The 16,405-nt window shown below is 42.9% G+C and carries 20 protein-coding genes; 2 read left to right on the plus strand and 18 right to left on the minus strand.

Going from position 1 to position 16,405, the window contains the following annotated elements:
* Nucleotides 1-107: 107 nt before the first annotated feature.
* From ACIQAA_RS09800 to ACIQAA_RS09835, 8 genes are all read right to left on the minus strand, one after another.
* Complete coding sequence (locus ACIQAA_RS09800; protein WP_402618289.1) at nt 108-674, minus strand: TIGR01440 family protein; 567 nt, start codon at nt 672-674, stop codon at nt 108-110.
* Between the two features lie 9 nt (nt 675-683).
* Nucleotides 684-1,124 carry a ribose 5-phosphate isomerase B gene (gene rpiB / locus ACIQAA_RS09805; protein ID WP_283865780.1) on the minus strand — a complete coding sequence of 147 codons (441 nt, stop codon included), beginning with the start codon at nt 1,122-1,124 and terminating at the stop codon, nt 684-686.
* Between the two features lie 78 nt (nt 1,125-1,202).
* Complete coding sequence (locus tag ACIQAA_RS09810; RefSeq protein ID WP_402618292.1) at nt 1,203-1,637, minus strand: low molecular weight protein arginine phosphatase; 435 nt, start codon at nt 1,635-1,637, stop codon at nt 1,203-1,205.
* 86 nt (nt 1,638-1,723) lie between these two features.
* Nucleotides 1,724-2,281 (minus strand): manganese efflux pump MntP, encoded by a 558-nt coding sequence (locus tag ACIQAA_RS09815; protein WP_402618294.1) that lies wholly within the window; start codon nt 2,279-2,281, stop codon nt 1,724-1,726.
* Nucleotides 2,282-2,506: 225 nt separating this feature from the next.
* Nucleotides 2,507-3,550, minus strand: coding sequence for an L-threonylcarbamoyladenylate synthase (locus tag ACIQAA_RS09820; protein WP_402618297.1), 1,044 nt, complete (start codon nt 3,548-3,550; stop codon nt 2,507-2,509).
* Nucleotides 3,551-3,724: 174 nt separating this feature from the next.
* On the minus strand, nt 3,725-4,171 hold the full coding sequence (locus ACIQAA_RS09825) for a GNAT family N-acetyltransferase (RefSeq protein ID WP_402618300.1): 447 nt from the start codon (nt 4,169-4,171) through the stop codon (nt 3,725-3,727).
* 154 nt (nt 4,172-4,325) lie between these two features.
* On the minus strand, nt 4,326-5,267 hold the full coding sequence (spoIIR, locus tag ACIQAA_RS09830; RefSeq protein ID WP_402618303.1) for a stage II sporulation protein R: 942 nt from the start codon (nt 5,265-5,267) through the stop codon (nt 4,326-4,328).
* Nucleotides 5,268-5,407: 140 nt separating this feature from the next.
* The gene (locus tag ACIQAA_RS09835) at nt 5,408-5,611 is read right to left on the minus strand and encodes an alpha/beta-type small acid-soluble spore protein (protein WP_402618306.1); all 204 of its coding nucleotides are present in this window, start codon (nt 5,609-5,611) and stop codon (nt 5,408-5,410) included.
* A 163-nt stretch (nt 5,612-5,774) separates the two neighbouring features.
* Between ACIQAA_RS09835 and ACIQAA_RS09840 the strand changes: the two genes are divergently transcribed.
* Nucleotides 5,775-5,900, plus strand: a complete 126-nt coding sequence (locus ACIQAA_RS09840) for a hypothetical protein (protein ID WP_257029233.1) — start codon at nt 5,775-5,777, stop codon at nt 5,898-5,900.
* A 74-nt stretch (nt 5,901-5,974) separates the two neighbouring features.
* Here the strand turns inward: ACIQAA_RS09840 and prmC are convergent, their stop codons facing one another.
* The 10 genes from prmC to ACIQAA_RS09890 all read right to left on the minus strand — a co-directional run bounded on the left by prmC (nt 5,975) and on the right by ACIQAA_RS09890 (nt 15,689).
* A complete protein-coding gene (gene prmC / locus ACIQAA_RS09845) occupies nt 5,975-6,817 on the minus strand; it encodes a peptide chain release factor N(5)-glutamine methyltransferase (RefSeq protein ID WP_402618310.1) in 843 nt (280 codons plus the stop codon).
* Nucleotides 6,810-7,883, minus strand: a complete 1,074-nt coding sequence (prfA, locus tag ACIQAA_RS09850) for a peptide chain release factor 1 (protein ID WP_307193292.1) — start codon at nt 7,881-7,883, stop codon at nt 6,810-6,812. The genes prmC and prfA overlap by 8 nt, the downstream gene beginning before the upstream one ends.
* Nucleotides 7,884-8,040: 157 nt before the next feature.
* On the minus strand, nt 8,041-8,484 hold the full coding sequence (locus ACIQAA_RS09855) for a hypothetical protein (protein WP_402618313.1): 444 nt from the start codon (nt 8,482-8,484) through the stop codon (nt 8,041-8,043).
* 101 nt (nt 8,485-8,585) lie between these two features.
* A complete protein-coding gene (locus ACIQAA_RS09860; protein ID WP_402618315.1) occupies nt 8,586-9,197 on the minus strand; it encodes a thymidine kinase in 612 nt (203 codons plus the stop codon).
* A 116-nt stretch (nt 9,198-9,313) separates the two neighbouring features.
* Nucleotides 9,314-9,535 (minus strand): 50S ribosomal protein L31, encoded by a 222-nt coding sequence (gene rpmE, locus ACIQAA_RS09865; RefSeq protein ID WP_045515911.1) that lies wholly within the window; start codon nt 9,533-9,535, stop codon nt 9,314-9,316.
* Nucleotides 9,536-9,880: 345 nt separating this feature from the next.
* Nucleotides 9,881-11,146, minus strand: coding sequence for a transcription termination factor Rho (rho, locus tag ACIQAA_RS09870; protein WP_402618318.1), 1,266 nt, complete (start codon nt 11,144-11,146; stop codon nt 9,881-9,883).
* 279 nt (nt 11,147-11,425) lie between these two features.
* Entirely contained in the window at nt 11,426-12,388 is a 963-nt protein-coding gene (gene glpX / locus ACIQAA_RS09875; RefSeq protein WP_402618320.1) for a class II fructose-bisphosphatase, read from the minus strand.
* Between the two features lie 79 nt (nt 12,389-12,467).
* Nucleotides 12,468-13,757: a UDP-N-acetylglucosamine 1-carboxyvinyltransferase gene (locus tag ACIQAA_RS09880; protein WP_402618323.1), complete on the minus strand. Its 1,290-nt coding sequence runs from the start codon at nt 13,755-13,757 to the stop codon at nt 12,468-12,470.
* Nucleotides 13,758-14,227: 470 nt separating this feature from the next.
* Nucleotides 14,228-15,085 carry a class II fructose-bisphosphate aldolase gene (locus ACIQAA_RS09885; RefSeq protein ID WP_402618326.1) on the minus strand — a complete coding sequence of 286 codons (858 nt, stop codon included), beginning with the start codon at nt 15,083-15,085 and terminating at the stop codon, nt 14,228-14,230.
* Between the two features lie 232 nt (nt 15,086-15,317).
* Nucleotides 15,318-15,689 carry a response regulator gene (locus ACIQAA_RS09890; RefSeq protein ID WP_179598722.1) on the minus strand — a complete coding sequence of 124 codons (372 nt, stop codon included), beginning with the start codon at nt 15,687-15,689 and terminating at the stop codon, nt 15,318-15,320.
* A gap of 167 nt (nt 15,690-15,856) precedes the next feature.
* On the opposite strand from ACIQAA_RS09890, the gene ACIQAA_RS09895 reads away from it, so the two are divergent.
* A complete protein-coding gene (locus ACIQAA_RS09895; RefSeq protein WP_402618330.1) occupies nt 15,857-16,354 on the plus strand; it encodes a DUF2529 domain-containing protein in 498 nt (165 codons plus the stop codon).
* The last annotated feature ends 51 nt before the right edge of the window (nt 16,355-16,405 follow it).

Raw genomic sequence — 16,405 nt, forward strand, 5'->3', positions numbered from 1 at the left:
ATTCGTAAAATCCCCGTTTTTTATATTTTACCCTATAAAAACGATAAAGAAAACAGCCTATTAACGAACGTTAAATTAAATTTTTCATAAATTGTTCGTGTTATCAATCAACTACAGCTGGAATTCCCCGGCGTCTTTTCATATACCGCTCTAGCCCCGCCAATTAATTTTGGCCGTGTCTTCGCCAACGTTACATGTGCATGTCCTATTTTTTTCTGTGTTACCCTTATTGGTACAGCAACATGCTTCAAATGCATGCCAATGAAGGTCTGGCCAATATCAATTCCGGCATCCGCTTTTAAAAATTCAACGACAACGGCATCCGAAAATTTTTCAAATGCATAGGTCGCCATCGCCCCGCCAGCACTTCTAACCGGAACAACAGATACTTCTTCCAATCCTCGTTTCAGAGCCTCTGCACTTTCAATTACAAGCGCACGATTTAAGTGCTCGCAGCATTGAAATGCCAACGCAACACCTGTGTCCTTGGCAAAACCGCTTAATTGACGGAAAATCATCTCAGCAACTTCACTTGTACCGGCTGTTCCGATTCTCTCACCCACTACCTCACTTGTACTGCAGCCGACAACAACCAGCTGGCCTGGCTTTAAGGAAGCCTGGTTTTGAAATTCAAAAAGAATGGTTTCAAGTTCTTTTTCCCACACTTGAATCATCGTCTCATCCTACTTATTCTCGTATTCGCTGATTTTACCAACGCGAGTAGCATGACGGCCGCCTTCAAATTCTTCTGTCAGCCAAATTTTTGCAATATCACGTGCAAGTCCTGGACCAATTACACGCTCACCCATTGTCAGCATATTGGTATCGTTGTGGGCACGTGTTGCCTTTGCACTAAATGTATCGTGCACAAGTGCACAGCGGATTCCCTTTACCTTATTTGCGGCAATGCTCATTCCAATCCCGGTACCACAGATTAAAATACCTCTGTCAAACTCACCACTAGCCACCTTTTCTGCAACCGGCAGCGCATAATCCGGATAATCTACAGACCCTTCACACTCACAGCCGAAATCTTGGTACTCAATACCAAGCTCATCCATTAAACTAGCGATTTCCCTGCGAATATTAACCCCGCCATGATCAGACGCTAATGCTACTTTCATCATTATAACCTCCCTATTAATCCTTCCTTAATATTGACATACCCATAAAAAAATATAAAGCCCTCAACACTGAGAGCTTTACATTTTTTCGATTGCTTTTGTTATTAATTTATCGAGCTCCTGATAGGTCTCCTGGTAAATCGCCACACTTCCTCCAAATGGATCAACCACATCCATATCATATATCTCTCCTGTAAACTCTTTTAAGGTGAACACTTTACCCGCTGTTTCGGGATATTGTTGAAGAATCGCATTCTTGTGGGAACCCGTCATCGTTAAGATTAAATCTGCCCAATGAACAGATTCTAAAGTCAGCATATTGGATAAATGATTATGTTCGATCTGATTTTGATCGAGGACTTTTTTGGCATGAGCAGATGCCTCACTTCCTGTTGCTGCATAAATCCCCGCAGACTTCACTTCAAGACCGTCAATCTTTTTACTTTTTAAAATCGCTTCGGCCATAGGGCTCCTGCAAGTATTACCTGTACAAACAAATAAAATGCGCTTCATGCGGCATGCCCTCCTTTTCATTATGTATCTATACTATCATTTCTCCATCACCAATGAAAAAACCTTTCACTGTTATGAGGAAAGGTTTATAAAAAAGGATAAAGTAATTTGATCCCAAATGCGAGCAGGATACTTCCTCCAAGCGCTTCGCTATAGGAGCCAATCCAGCCTTGAGCCTTTCTCCCTAACAGCAAGCCCGCCCACGTTAATATCGTTGCAACAACTCCAAAGCAAATAATCACCAAAATGGTTTTTGCTCCATATATCCCTAACGTAAGCCCGAGGGAAAAACTATCGAGACTCACACCAGTCGCAAAGATTAGCAATCCAAATCCCACGGGTGTCATCACCGATTCCTCACTTTTCCTGAGGCTTGACCAAATCATTTGCACCCCGAGGACAATCAGAAGCAGCCCGCCGACCACCGACGCAAAGGCACCGAATTTATCAGATAAAAATCTCCCGGCGAGCATGCCAACCAGTGGCATCCACACATGAAATAATCCAATCGTAATTCCAATTTTAAAAATTTGCCGTCGCCTTAACTTAAACATGCCCATTCCTAAACCAACAGAAAAGGCATCCATTCCTAATGCAAACGCCATTAAAAGCAGCGTTACAATTTCACCAATCATCCCATACACCTATCTCAACCCCCTCGGACTTGCCCTGATTTAACATATGCACGTCCAAAGGGATTTAGAATTAAGAAAAGCGCAAGGCGCCCGCATATCGGCGACAAGCAGAAGACGAGCCGGCCGGAAGGTTGTTCTTTAACCTTCTGGACGGATTGACTTCTGACCTCGAGCCGATGGCGCCTGGAGCTGGACAATTCAAAAAAACAGGCCTCCTTCAAGGAGAACCTGCACCTACTCATTAATCATTTTGTTCCCAGCAGCCTTTTGCAGTCGATTCATGATCGCATGACCTACACCGGTATTCGGAAACATTTCACTAAAGATGATATCCACTTTTTCCTGATTGAACTTTCGTAATGTCTCATAAAGCGCTGCAGCTACACTTTCAAGCTCGCTCCTTTTCCCGCAAGCAATGGTAACATCACTAGGAAACCACTCCACACTTTCTTCGGTTGCGAGCACGCCGACACGCAGCCCTTCCTTCTGCTTTTCTTCTATTAAATGCTGCAGGAAAGACCGGCTTCCATTGACTAAATAGAGCGGTGCGTTCGGAGCATAATGCTGATACTTCATTCCTGGCGCTTTCGGCTTTGATTCTTCATCAATCAGCGCAGCGTCGAGATGAACCTCACCAATAACAGCCTCTAGCTGCTCCTTCGTCACCCCGCCCGGTCTTAAAATAACAGGAATGTCCTCCGTGCAGTCTAAAACGGTTGACTCTACCCCAACTCCCGTCGAACCGCCGTCTAGTACACCAGCTATTTTCCCATTCAAATCCTCTATCACATGCTGGGCATTTGTTGGACTTGGCTTACCAGAGCTGTTCGCACTAGGTGCTGCAATCGGCAGCTGGCATTTTTTCAACAGCGCCAATGCCACCGGATGATCCGGCATTCTAACACCGACCGTTCCCAACCCCGCCGTCGCTTTATCCGAAAGAACGCCGTCTTTCTTTTTAAAAATAATCGTCAAGGGTCCTGGCCAGAACCTCTCCATCAATATTTCAGCTTTTTTCGGGATCTCCGTAACAAACGCATTGAGCTGCTGTTTATCCGCAATGTGGATAATCAGTGGATTATCGCTTGGTCTGCCTTTGGCAGCAAAGATCTTTTCCACAGCCACATCACTTTCCGCATTTCCCCCTAAGCCATAAACCGTTTCCGTAGGAAGTGCGACCACTTCATTTTCTTTTAAAAATTGAGCGGCATCCACAACCTGTGGATTATTTTCAAGGTTATCCACATATTTATCCACTTTCCAAACTTTTGTGTTCATCGTTATCCACCTTTATCAAAAGCGCAAATGATATCGAAATTTGCCGAATTTAGGCTCTTTGTCTCATATTCCATTTGAAAGTATAGTAGAAGGTGGGGATAAACACAACCCTTTGTCCACAATTTGTGTATAACTATTCCGAAAAAGTGGATAACTTTGTGGATTAATCCACAATTATAGTGAAAATTTCAAAAATAACGAGTTATCCACATTAAATACATGTCGAATATGCTCTAAGCTATACATTTCCACAGGCAATTGGTCCCGCTCCACCTTCTCAAAACCCAGCAGCTCAAAAAACGGTAATGCGACTCCTTTATTTGTCGCCAAAAACAAACTTCTCAACCCTTTTTCTTTCGCTAATTGCATCATCTGCGTGATCAACAGAACAATATCCTTTTCTGCTTGTCCCGGCGATACCACCAACGAGCGTAATAATCCACACTCTGCGAACACTTCCATTCCAAGTGTACCCTTAATCGCCCCATTCTCATCCTCCAGCAATAAAAAGAACTCTACCGTTTCCTCTGTTAGGCCATCACATCCAAGGTTCGCCCTCGTCAGAAACTCTCTCAAAACGTTCAAATCCTCTTTAGCCGCGCAACGAATAACTGCTTGCATCCCCATCACCTCTTATATTTGATACTCTATTACTATGAAAATTCGAGAGAGTTAGAACTAGAAATGCTAGTAAAGTTATCGAAAAATGAAATAGCCAGTCCCGCTATCAGGACTGGCCATCTACTTTTTTCTAGATATCTGCGATACCCCGCTCTTATTTAAAGATACTCTCAAACATTTCTACCACAAAGAATTTCACTTTAACTGGTTCTTCGTCCTCTGCAGTGTAAACCGGTGCATCCTTTACGGGTTTCTTTTTAACAGATGTTTGTTTTCCCTCTACTACTTCTTCCTCAACCGGCTCTTTTACTTCTACTTGCTTTTCTACAACAACTTGCTTTACCTCTTCAACTTCCACTTCTTCTTCAACTTCCACTTCTTCTTCAACTTGTTCTTCTACTTCCACTTCTTCTTCAACTTGTTCTTCTACTTCAACTTGCTCTTCTACTTCAACCTGTTCTTTCTTAGCGTTTACATTCTTAACCGGAGTCGTCACTTTCTCTTCTACTTTTTCTAGTTCTTCCGCAGCTTCTGCCACTTGTTCTTCCTTCTCAGCAGCATAAGCTTTATCCTCAAAACCATCACTTTGAACTGCTACTCCATTCGAGAAATCCAAGAAACATAACGGCGGATAAAGTACGCACCACCAATTAGCGCCTGTCCCTTCCCCCAAAGTAATCAAGATTGCTTGGTACTCCCCTGCTGGGTATAAAAACTCACCATACAATTTTGTCGGAAACTGAACTTTGCCAAACTCGACATAGACACTTTGAGTTGACCCTTGCTCTGCAACAACCTTTTCTGCAATAGCTTGAACTTCTGGAAGCTTTGACGTAATCACTGTTTTTGCTTTTTCCAGTGACGTTAAATCTTGAACCCATAACGTGATTTGTTCATTAACAGCGTCACGGACCTTACGTTTAATCTCTTGATCCTGTGCACTATCACTATTTGCTAGAATTCGAAGGCGAATCGCCTCTGCTGGAATGACAACCGAATCCTTCGCCACCGCTTCCGTTTTTGGCATATATAAGTTTAAAATCGTTCCTAACGATAAAATGATTAAATAAGACCAAACTAATACTTTACTGTTCATATTCTCGCACCGTCCCTTCACTATCCTCATTGTGGACAAATGCCAAGAATCTTAAACTAGTAAAATTAAAAAAACTAGATTTTCTTTTTCGAGGAAGAAGAAAAATAAAACCCGCTGCCATGAGCGGGTTATTATGTGTATTAACGGAAGGTTCCGCCTAATTGCTGCTCAGCCATACTTACTAAACGCTTTGTAATTTCGCCTCCGACAGATCCGTTGGCGCGTGAAGATGTATCGGCTCCAAGCTGTACTCCAAATTCTTGTGCAATTTCATACTTCATTTGTTCAAGTGCCTGTTCTACTCCTGAAACTAAAAGCTGATTGCTGTTGTTGCTTCTTGCCATTTTGTATCATCTCCTATAGTGTAATTGTTTTACACTTATAGTTTGGAAGGAGATAGCCTAGATTATTCGTAATATAACGCTGGTAAGTTTTGGATTCATAGCCTTGCAAAAAGAAAGCAAACTAACAGAGATGTTGGCATCTTTTTTAGGAGGTGGTGAAATCATGTCTAAACAGAAAAATAAGAAAGTACAGCATAACCCTGCTATGCCCAAAACAGATGTGGAATTTGCGCATACTGGACTTGAAAAAGTCGCTTTAAAAGCCCAGGAACGACAACACAATAAGTAATCACATGATTAGGCGGTGCTTCGGTCACGAAGGATCGCTTTTTTCATAAAAAAACAGAGCGATTCCGGCTAGAATCACTCTGCGATTTCTGCAAACACCATCCGGTCCTTGCCGTTCATATCATTAAGAACTTCTACCTTCACATTTACAAACGCTTTTTTAAAAAGGTCGGCTACCGCCTCCCCCTGACCGGCCCCAATTTCAAAGCCAACCATTGCCTTTGGTGCTATCACTTCCGGGAGCTCCACCATAAAACGGCGGTAAAAATCGAGTCCATCCTCACCAGCAAATAAAGCCCGGTGCGGCTCATGCTCCGTTACCACTTCAGACATGGTTTCGATGTCACTTACAGGAATATACGGCGGGTTTGAAATAACCACATCAAACTTTTGCCCGCGAAATGGCTGCAGTAAATCTCCTTGGACAAATTCAACCTCAGCGCCCAGCAGGCCGGCATTTTCTCGTGCCACCTTCAATGACTCTTCTGCAATGTCAGACGCATATACCGTTAACGAGGGCTGTTCAAGCTTTAGGCTAATCGCAATCGCCCCGCTGCCTGTACCAATGTCGACCACCTTTAGTTCTCGCTTATTGATACGTTTTAATGTTTCATAAACGAGCTCTTCGGTTTCAGGCCGCGGAATCAGGACCTCTTCATTGACCATAAACTTGCGGCCATAAAACTCTTCGAAGCCGATGATGTATTGTACTGGCGTTCCCTCCATATGTTCGTGGACTGCTTTTTCAAATACATCCCATTGGTCCTGCGGCAGGTCATCACGGACATTAGCAAAGAGCTGCGCCCGTGACATGTTCGTGAAATGACGGAGCAGCAGCTCACCGGCGTTTTCGTCCCGATTTGCTTTTTTTAAAAAAGAAGAAGCCCATTGCAGAGCTTCATACACTTTCTTACTCATCTGAACCACTTTCAAGCTTGCTTGTTTGATCTTCTAGCGTTAACGCATCGATGATTTCGTCAAGCTTACCTTCGATAATCTGATCAAGTTTCTGAAGAGTTAAACCGATACGGTGGTCGGTCACACGGTTTTGCGGGAAGTTGTAAGTACGAATACGTTCAGAACGGTCACCCGTACCAACCGCAGATTTACGAACCTGATCATACTCGGCCTGTGCTTCCTGCTGGAACTTGTCATACACACGCGCACGTAATACCTTCATCGCTTTATCTTTGTTTTTGTGCTGCGATTTTTCGTCCTGGATAGATACCACGATTCCAGTCGGAATATGGGTTAAACGAACGGCTGACATCGTTGTATTAACGGACTGTCCGCCGGCGCCGCTTGAAGCAAACGCGTCAAAACGGATATCTTTATCATGAATTTCAACTTCAACATCTTCTGCTTCCGGTAAGCAAACAACCGTAGCCGTTGAAGTATGAATCCGTCCGCCAGACTCGGTTTCCGGTACACGCTGAACACGGTGAGCGCCATTTTCAAATTTCAATTTAGAATAAGCACCCTGCCCATTGATCATAAAGCTGATTTCTTTGTAGCCGCCAAGACCGGTTGGGTTGGCGTCAATCAGTTCTGTTTTCCAGCCCTGGGCTTCCGCATAACGGCTGTACATACGGTAAAGCGTTCCCGCAAATAGAGCTGCTTCCTCGCCGCCAGCAGCGCCGCGGATTTCAAAGATAACGTTCTTGTCATCGTTTGGATCCTTCGGAATCATCAGGAACTTCATTCTTGCTTCTAGTTCCTCGATTTGCTTTTCAAGCTCATTGACTTCTTCCTTGACCATATCACGCATATCGTTGTCGAGCTTTTCCTCAAGCATTGCCTTTGCATCCTTAAGTTGTTCACGGACCTCTTTATATTCACGATACGTTTGTACGGTCTCTTGTATATCAGATTGTTCTTTTGAATATTCACGAAGTTTCTTTGAATCATTAATAATGGTCGGATCGCTCAAAAGTTCATTTAATCTTTCATAGCGATCTTCAACGGATTGAAGACGATCAAACACAGTTATTCACCTCTAGTTTTTGTCCATAACATTCTAATTATAGTATAGGTGAAAACCCCCGTCAAAACCAAATTCATCCGGAAAAATTTTTTGAGGGATGTTTGGAGGTCAGCCGTGGGCAATTAAACGAAAAAACATGCCCTGAAGCCAGAGCATGTTATCGTTCTCTTATTTCGAATGTATAACGCGGCAGGGACTGCTGCAGTTTTGTACGAAGCTTGGCGATGGCAACATCTCGGTCTCGGCCATTCAGCCCTCCTCTAGTATCAACTGTAACGGTCATTCGATCACCAGCGTTGTTAATCCATATCGATTCCGATCTAAAATGACCAGTATCATTTACAATATCTCTGGCTATGTCTATATCTCTGCCGGTATTGTTTCTATTTGAGGCATCGTTCATTCTAGTTCCTCTCAAATTGAGGAAGTTCGGGTTTTGGTCGGACATCGGACCCACATCTTGATTTACACTGTTTGACATATAATTCGGGTTCATCGTGTCTTTACGCAAATCGTAGGCGGTATTCTCGGTGTCATTTCCTTGCATACAGGCGGTTAGCATGAGAACAGACAACAACGAAGGAATTATCCACTTTTTCAAAGCTTACACCTCCTACAACTATCATTCCCAAGCAGTTGAAGGAACGTTCTAGTAAGATTATTCCAAAACAAAAAAGCGTAAGAAGACGTCGCCTCTTACACTTATTTCACCACAGGTTCTTGTATGCGGTAGGATGCAGTTTTAGGTACTTCATGATGGTGACGGCATCGTGGCTCATAGGCCTCTGAAGCACCAACTAAGATAACAGGATCATGATAAGATGCCGGTCTTCCGTCGATTAAGCGCTGTGTCCGGCTTGATGGCGAACCGCATACACTGCAGACAGCCTGGAGCTTTGTTACCGTTTCAGCAACCGCCATTAAAGCTGGCATTTGCCCGAAAGGCTCGCCGCGGAAGTCCATGTCCAGCCCCGCTACGACCACGCGATGTCCGCTGTCCGCAAGCTGCTGAACCACTCTTACAATACCCTCATCGAAAAATTGCACTTCATCAATGGCGATAATGTCGATATCCGCCTCTACATGGTGTAAAATCTCTATCGAATGGGAAATCGGTTTCGCATGAAAAGAGTTACCATTATGAGAAACGACAGATTGTTCGCTATAGCGATTGTCTATTTTCGGCTTGAAAACAGCTATTTTTTGTTTAGCAAATTGAGCCCGTCTGACGCGGCGAATCAATTCCTCTGATTTTCCTGAAAACATACTGCCGCAGATAACCTCAACCCATCCGAGTTGCTTCATTAAATACATAAATCGGCGTCTCCTTCCTATGTACGAAACCTATTACGTCTATATTTTTAAAATTCAACCTGTTTTATTCAATTAAAAAACAGGCAAGTAAGTTTCTGCTTGCCTGTTTTGTGAAATTATTGTTGTTGCGCGTTTGGATCTTTAAGGCCGTATTTCTTATTGAAACGGTCTACACGTCCACCAGCTTCAGCGAATTTTTGACGACCAGTATAGAATGGATGACATTCTGAACAAGTTTCAACACGAATTTCTTTCTTCACTGAACCAGTTTCAAAAGTGTTTCCGCATGCACAAGTCACCTGTACCATTTTATAATTTGGATGAATTCCTGCTTTCATTCTTTTCATCTCCTTCCGCCCTGAATCATTCGAAACAGAGTTATATACATGCCTGTCTAAAAACAAGCATCAAATACTAAAAACACACTGTTCACATTATAACAAGGTGAACCTATTTTGGCAAGTTGGGTTTTTATGGATTATCATAATAATCTGCATAGACTAGTCTGTTGATTTCCGCTCCAGGCACTTCGCTTTCCGCGGGCGGTCCGGTGAGCCTCCTCGGCGCTTTAGCGCCTGTGGGGTCTCCCCAGCCCCGTACTCCCGCAGGAGTCTTCGTGCCTTCCGCTCCAATCAACAGGTTGTCAAATCCACTTAGCCTTACTACAGACTAGTTATTAAAAATTAAGATCTTCGTCCCTTTAATTCTTCCCCAATTTGGGCGAAGAACTCTTCGTTGGATTTGGTTTGTTTTAGTTTTTTCAAGAAGCGCTCGGCAAAGTCTGGTGAGTCGGACATGGATTTTCTGATTGCCCATAGCTTGTCCAGATGATCTTTTGGAAGCAGCAGTTCTTCTTTCCTTGTGCCAGAGCGGCGAATATCGAGCGCAGGGAAGATACGGCGTTCTGCAAGCGAACGGTCAAGATGCAGTTCCATATTACCTGTACCTTTAAATTCTTCATAAATGACATCGTCCATACGTGAACCTGTATCCACTAACGCTGTCGCAAGGATCGTCAAGCTTCCGCCTTCTTCAATGTTACGGGCTGCCCCGAAGAAACGCTTTGGACGGTGGAAAGCCGCTGGGTCAATACCACCAGAAAGGGTACGGCCGCTTGGCGGAATCACTAGGTTATAGGCACGAGCCAAACGCGTGATACTGTCCATTAAAATCACGACATCGCGTTTATGCTCAACGAGGCGCATCGCGCGGTCAAGCACAAGCTCTGCCACTTTAATATGGTTTTCTGGAACCTCATCAAACGTCGAGCTGACAACATCGCCTGCAACGGAGCGCTCGATGTCCGTAACCTCTTCAGGACGCTCATCGATTAAGAGTACGATTAATTCCACATCAGGATGATTGGTTGTAATGCTGTTAGCGATTTCTTTTAACAGCATCGTTTTCCCTGCCTTTGGCGGCGCAACAATTAAGCCCCTTTGTCCAAAACCAACTGGAGCAACTACATCCATAATTCTTGTAGAGATATATTTTGGAGTGGTTTCAAGTTTCATGTGTCGATTTGGATAGAGAGGAGTTAATGCTGGGAAGTGAACGCGTTCTTTTGCTGATTCTGGGTCTTCACCGTTAACTGCTTCTACATGTAAAAGTCCGTAATAACGTTCATTTTCCTTTGGAGGCCGAACCTTACCGGATACTTTATCCCCATTTCTTAAATCGAAACGACGGATTTGCGATGCAGAGATATAAATGTCTTCCGAACTTGGTGAGTAGTTGATCGGGCGTAAAAATCCAAATCCTTCAGACTGGATAATTTCCAGTACACCTTCCATGAAAAAGTAACCTTGCTGCTCGGCACGTGATTTTAAGATAGCAAAGATAAGTTCTTTTTTCGATAACTTACTGTAATAGGTCACCTTAAATTCGCGCGCAAGCTCATAAAGCTCTTTTAGCTTCATGTTTTCTAAACTTGATATTGTTAATTCCATAGTACACCACACTTTAAAATTTTTACTCTATTCCGTTCCCGGAGTTACATTAAGTATAATAGAGGGTTCTCATAACTATAAAAAATTGAGGAAATAAGTAGAAATGAATAGAATAGCAGAATCTTTTTTCATAAAACACTATAAAACACTATCTATTGTACCCTTTGTGTAAAAAAATAATCAACTGGAAATTTTCTATATGCGGGGGATAATAGATACTCATGGAGATAAGAGACTAGACGCAAATCTAGTCTCTTATATAGTATTTGCTATAAAAAATTATCTAATCACTAAATTCGGTTTCTTTTTCAAGCTATGACGGCCTTCAACAAAACGAACGGTTCCGGATTTGGCACGCATAACGATTGAATGGGTAGAGCCATAAGACCCCTTAAATTGAACACCACGCAGTAATTCACCATCTGTTACACCAGTTGCTGCGAAAATGGCGTCGTCTCCTTTAACAAGGTCTTCCATGCGAAGCACCTTATTAACATCTAGTCCCATTTTCAAACAGCGCTCGATTTCGGCATCACTTTGAGGAAGCAATTTACCGATGATCTCACCGCCAAGACATTTTAAAGCAACAGCTGAGATGACGCCTTCCGGTGCACCGCCAGAGCCGAATAAAATATCAACACCTGTATTATCAAAAGCGGTATTGATGGCCCCTGCTACATCACCATCATTGATCAATTTAATACGAGCACCGGCTTCTCGTAACTGAGCTATAATATGCTCATGACGCGGACGGTTTAAAACCGTTGCGACAACGTCTTCGATATCCTTGTTTTTCGCTTTCGCTACTGCCTTTAGATTATCGAGTACGGAAGCGTTGATATCAATTTGACCAACTGCTTCAGGACCGACTGCGATTTTTTCCATATACATATCAGGTGCATGCAGCAGGTTGCCATTGTCAGCAATCGCTAAAACGGCCAGCGCGTTCCAGCCGCCGGCAGCTAGAATATTGGTACCTTCAAGTGGATCAACAGCCACATCTACACGAGGTCCAAATCCCGTTCCAAGTTTCTCACCAATATAAAGCATCGGAGCCTCGTCCATCTCGCCTTCACCGATGACCACTGTTCCCTTCATCGGGATGGTATCAAACACATCGCGCATTGCTGAGGTTGCAGCTCCATCCGCTTCATCCTTTTTCCCGCGTCCCATCCAGCGTGCAGAAGCAAGTGCAGCAGCTTCCGTTACGCGGACAAGCTCCATTGATAGACTTCTCTCCATGTTCTCAATCCCCCAGATTTTCTATTATACATCGTCAATATCATTAGTATAACAGATTTGAAAGATTAGTATAGCATATTTACGTATTCTTTAGTTGTTCTACTTCTTCTTTTGATAATGCTTCACGCCAAACCGTTGCACCGAGCCCATTTAATTTTTCGACGAGCTGGCTGTACCCCCGGTCAATGTGCTCGAGACCAGTGACTTCCGTGATTCCCTCGGCCATAAGACCGGCAATGAACAACGCAGCTCCTGCCCGCAGGTCACTCGCCTTCACTTTTGCGCCTTGAAGCTTCACAGGTCCGCTAATAATCGCTGAACGGCCTTCCACTTTAATGTTCGCATTCATTCTTCTTAATTCATCAATATGTTTAAAACGGGCACCATAAATTGTATCGGTTACCACGCTCGAACCTGCTGCTCTCGTTAACAGCGTGGTAAATGGCTGCTGCAAATCAGTTGGGAAACCAGGATAAACGAGTGTTTTAATATCGACAGACTTCAGCTGATCTGAACCGTTGACAAACACCTGATCGTCGCTTGTTTCAATTTTCACACCCATTTCCCTGAGCTTGGCAATCAACGACTCTAAGTGCTGTGGAATGACATTATCAATTAATACACCCTCACCAACAGCTGCACCTAAAATCATATAGGTTCCTGCTTCAATTCGATCAGGAATAATCGTATGACGGCAGCCATGAAGATGATCGACACCATCAATACGGATAACATCCGTTCCAGCGCCTTTTATTTTCGCACCCATATTGGTAAGCAGGGTTGCGACATCGATAATTTCAGGTTCTTTTGCAGCGTTTTCAATAATGGTCCGGCCTTTTGCTCTAACCGCGGCTAACATAATATTAATGGTAGCCCCAACACTGACAACATCCAGGTAAATCCGTGCGCCGCGAAGCTCGTCCGCACGCAAATAAATAGCTCCCTGCTCATTGGTTACCTGTGCACCAAGTGCTTCAAAGCCTTTAATATGCTGATCAATCGGTCTTGGACCTAGATGACATCCACCCGGCAACCCAATGACGGCCTTTTTAAAACGGCCGAGCATCGCGCCCATGAGATAGTAAGATGCACGAAGCTTCTTTACTTTTCCGTTTGGCAATGGCATTGAAATCATCGTCGATGGGTCAACCGTCATATCAAAATCGTCCGAAAGCTCGACTTTCCCGCCAATTTCTTCGAGCAGGCTCTTCAAAATTTCCACATCGGAAATATCCGGCAGCCCTTCGATTGTTACCGGTGATTCTGCTAAAATGGTTGCTGGTATCAACGCAACTGCACTGTTTTTTGCACCACTTATTCTTACGGTTCCTTTAAGCGGATATCCGCCCGCAATTTTAAGTTTTTCCATTTTCGACTCCCTTCTATGCCATTGGGATGGAATGTAACCTTTTATTAAACAACTAAATTGATAATCCACTTGTCTTTAGGTAATTATTTCCAACAGCAAATTACATAATCCGACAGTTTGTCTATCATCTAGTTTACACCAATATTTTATTTTCATGTATCAATATGAAAAAAAGTTTTAAAAAATGGTAAATTTCCCTATCCTTTAAGGAATTTTTCAAATTTTCAGTTTTCTTACTACATTTTGAAACCGCCCATTGCGTTAAGGGGCGGTTTCAAATGTACTATCAAATGCACAAACATTTAATAGTTTTTTCGAGAGGACAATGTCCCTGAAATATTTCTATGTCTAGCTCCAGCGCCTAGGGGCTCGGGGTCATAAGCCAATCCGGCAAGAAGGTTAAAGAGCAACCTTCATGCCGGATCGTCTTATGCCTGTCGCCCCTGTGCAAGGCGCTTCCGCTTTTCGTTTTACGCTCTGCCTGATGAACCGAATTCGCGCATTTTGCCAATAACCGTTTCTTTGATGGCATCGCGAGCTGGGCCTAAGTATTTACGTGGATCGTACTCTTCTGGCTTCGCTGCTAATGTTTCACGAACTGCTTTTGCAGATGCAATTTGGTTTTCAGTGTTTACGTTAATTTTTGCTGTACCAAGTGAAATCGATTTTTGGATATCATGTGTTGGAATACCAGTACCACCATGAAGAACTAACGGCAGGCCAGTAGCTTTTCCGATTGCTTCCATTTCAGGGTAACCAAGCTTTGGCTCACCTTTGTAAGGACCGTGTACAGAACCTAATGCAGGAGCAAGGCAGTCGATACCAGTACGCTTAACAAGCTCTTCACACTCTTTAGGATCTGCGTAAATAACGCCTTCAGCGACAACATCGTCTTCTTGTCCGCCAACAGTACCTAATTCTGCTTCAACAGAAACACCTTTTGAATGAGCGTACTCAACCACTTGAGAAGTAGTTGCTACGTTTTCTTCAAACGGATGGTGAGAAGCGTCAATCATAACAGAAGTGAAGCCTGCGTCGATTGCTTCTTTACACTTTTCAAAGCTTGAACCGTGGTCCAAGTGAATTGCTACAGGAACCGTAATTTTGTAATCTTCTAGTAAACCTTCTACCATTTTTACAACGGTTTTAAAGCCGCCCATATAACGAGCTGCCCCTTCAGAAACACCAAGAATAACAGGTGATTTTTCAGCTTCTGCTGCTTGTAAAATAGCTTGTGTAAACTCAAGGTTATTTAAGTTGAACTGCCCAACTGCATAGCCTTCCGCTTTCGCTTTGATCAGCATTTCTTTCATTGAAACTAAAGGCATTTTATTTCCTCCTTGGTATTGTTTATATCTCCTCGAATTAGGGCTTTCCTATTAAGGATTTCCTACCATTTTACTGATTATGTATACTCGAGAAAGATGAAGTGACCAGTAAAAGTTCATAAGTTATCATACCAAACTACAATCTAAAATGCCATTAAAGAAACGCTGTTTTATAAACGTTCACAATGAAAGCGGAACCAGTTTTCGACAACTATTTTTTATTTAAAAATGCCTAATTTGTTTTTTGAGGAATGTGTTTTCTTACCGCTGCACGAATGTCATCAATATCAAATGGCTTCGCAAAATGAGTGATGGCACCTAGATTTCTTGCCTCTTGAATCATATCGAGTTCACCGTAAGCGGTCATAATAATCACGCGAATATCCGGGTCTATTACTTTCATTCTTTTTAAAATCTCAATACCATCCATACCCGGTATTTTCATATCCAAGAGGACGAGATCTGGGTCATGCTTCGTAACAATATCAAGTGCCTGTATTCCATTTGCTGCCTGGAAGGTTTGATACCCTTCCTTTGAGAACACCTCATTTAATAAAATGCGGATCCCAAATTGGTCGTCAACAATTAAAATTTTCTCTTTCATAACTCCACCTCTTCCACCTTAATTTTATCTATAAATGATTCCTATTTCTTCCACTAGTTAATCTTCGACATTCCTGCTAAAAATCCTCTATTTTCTTTAAGGTATTTTATGGTAATTGTCTTTTATTTTCAAAAGGCTATAATAACCTTGTGAAGGAGGGGTTTTACTTGTTAAAAATGTTTACGACCCAATTGACCGGATTATTTAAAAGAATAGAAGAAAAAGAAGAGTTTTCCTTCGAAGACGGTGCCCGCCTGCTCGCCCAGGGTCAGAGTATTTATGTTGTTGGTTTCAAGGAAATGAAGGGTGTGGAATTTGAAGCTTTAGAGGGTGCCGAACCATTAAAAGGTGCGTTAACAAATGTGGATGCTGCGACGAGTGCCGATAGGGTGCTTCTGTTTACACGTACCTCCGCTGACCAAGAAGCTGTTGAATTGGCTGAAAAGCTTCTGGAAAAAGAAATTCCTTTTGTAGCCATATCAACTTCGGTTTCCGACGGAAAACTTGAAGAGTTGGCTGATGTCCATATTAATCTACAGCTGACAAAGGGTTTGTTGCCCGATGATTTCGGCAATCGCTATGGATATCCGTCTTCGATGGCAGCTTTGTATGTCTATTATGGCTTAAAATTTACAATTGATGAGATTTTAGCTGAATATGAGTGATGCTGAACGGCCTTGATGGGGTCGTTTTTTTGTTTTGTACATTTTTAGGAT

Source organism: Neobacillus sp. NPDC093182, assembly GCF_044754045.1.